The organism is Actinomyces sp. oral taxon 448 str. F0400 (genome assembly GCF_000220835.1).
In the GTDB taxonomy this organism is placed as follows: Bacteria; Actinomycetota; Actinomycetes; order Actinomycetales; family Actinomycetaceae; genus Actinomyces.
In genome coordinates this window covers 1-1,858 of sequence record NZ_GL985609.1, presented here as the reverse complement: position 1 = coordinate 1,858, position 1,858 = coordinate 1, and the positions used below count along the sequence as shown (strand labels likewise).

Below are 1,858 nucleotides of genomic sequence, written 5' to 3'. Positions count from 1 at the left end.
CGCCACCTGCTGGCGCATGCGAGCGGTATCGCCTTCGACTCCGACGCCGTCCTGGCGCCGTGCGGAACCAGACGGATCTATTCCAACCGCGGCATCGAGATCCTCGGCGAGCGGCTTCAGGAGGCCACGGCGACCCCCGTGGAGAGGTGGGTCGAGGCGACGGTGCTGGAGCCCCTGGGCATGTCCAGCGTGCTGGTGCCCGCCTCGCCCGCGCACTCGGGGGAGGGCAGCGCCCGCGACCTGGCGATCTTCGCCGGCGAGCTCGCCGCGCCGAGCCTGGTCAGCCCGGGTCTGGCGGCTCAGGCGACGTCGGTGGCCTTCCCGGGCCTGGACGGCGTCCTGCCCGGCTACGGCCGGCAGACGCCCAACGACTTCGGGCTGGGCGTCGAGGTGCGCGGGACCAAGCACCCGCATTGGACGGGGTCGGGCAACAGCCCGGCGACCTTCGGGCACTTCGGCCAGTCGGGCTCCTTCATCTGGGTCGACCCGGCGGCGCGGCGCCAGGCGGTCTTCCTGGGGGCGCGCCCCTTCGGGGAGATTCACAGGGCGCGCTGGCCCGACCTCAACGACCAGATCCTCGCCCTGAACGGCTCCGGTCCCCGGCCCACCTGATGGGGCCCGGGCCCGGAGCCGGCGTCGGGTCCCGGGCCCGGAGCCCACTCACCCGGCCCGGCGGTGCCGTGGGCCGTCAGGCGACGTCGACGATGACCGGCACGTGGTCGGAGGCCCCCTTGCCCTTGCGCTCGTCACGGTCGATCGCGGCGCCCCTCACGCGCGTTTCGAAGGCGGGCGACCCGTAGACGAAGTCGATGCGCATGCCCTCGTTGCGGGGGAAGCGCAGCTGCGTGTAGTCCCAGTAGGTGTAATTGGTGACGCGCTCGCGGGTCGCTTCGACCAGTCCGGCGCGTGCGAAGACGTCGAAGGCCTCGCGCTCGGGGGCCGAGACATGCGTGGCGCCCTCGAAGACGCTCATGTCCCATACGTCCTCGTCCTTCGGGGCGATGTTCCAGTCGCCTGCGAGTGCCAGCGCCTGGTCCGGGTCCCGGGCCAGCCAGTCGGCGACGTCGTCGCGCAGCACCCGCAGCCAGTCGAGCTTGTAGGCGTAGTGCGGGTGGGTCAGGTCGCGGCCGTTGGGCACGTACAGGCTCCACAGCCGCACTGGGTCGGCGTGCCCCGGGCCTCCTCCGACCGTGGCGCCGAGCGCCCGGGCCTCGACGACGGCCGGCGCTCCCTCCTTCCTGGACCAGGCCGGCTGGTCGGGGAAGGCGGTGGCGACGTCGGCCAGTCCGATGCGCGAGGCGATGGCGACGCCGTTCCACTGGTCCAGGCCGTGCACGGCCAGCTCGTAGCCCGCCGTCTCGAAGGGCCCTCGGGGGAACTGGCCCGGCCGGCACTTGGTCTCCTGCAGGGCCAGGACGTCGATGCCCTCCCGCTCCAGGAAGGTGATGACGCGGTCGATTCGGGTGCGGATGGAGTTGACGTTCCATGTTGCCAGGCGCATACGGGCAGGGTACCGGGTGCCCGACGCGCGCCGGGGTCCGGGCGCGCTGGACGCCGCTCCAGCCGGAGCGGTCGGGGGCGCCCGACGCGCGCCGGGGTCCGGGGCCGGGCCCGTGCACTGCGCGTCCGGCTCCCGTTCTTGTCGCGTGGCCGGCGTCGACGTCGAGGTGCTACCCGCGGATCTGGCGGTGCCTGAGGGGCTGAGTCGGGTCGCCGAGCGTCTGCGGCGGGGTGTTGTGTGGGGGGTTGTGTCGTGTAGGGTGGGTGGTGTGTTCCCCGTGCCCTGTGATTGTTTTGTGATGTGTGGTTCGGTTCTGTCCGGTGGTGGCCGGTGGGGCCGGTTGTCTTGTTCCGCGGC

At 72.8% G+C, this 1,858-nt stretch carries 2 protein-coding genes; one reads left to right on the top strand and one right to left on the bottom strand.

Annotation, left to right across the window (positions count from 1 at the left end):
- The coding region (locus HMPREF9062_RS11930) for a serine hydrolase domain-containing protein (protein WP_009409876.1) at positions 1 to 612 on the top strand (612 nt) is incomplete at its 5' end.
- 76 nt (positions 613 to 688) lie between these two features.
- Here HMPREF9062_RS11930 and HMPREF9062_RS11925 read toward each other — a convergent pair.
- Positions 689 to 1,501, bottom strand: coding sequence for an exodeoxyribonuclease III (locus HMPREF9062_RS11925; RefSeq protein ID WP_009409875.1), 813 nt, complete (start codon positions 1,499 to 1,501; stop codon positions 689 to 691).
- Between the last annotated feature and the right edge of the window lie 357 nt (positions 1,502 to 1,858).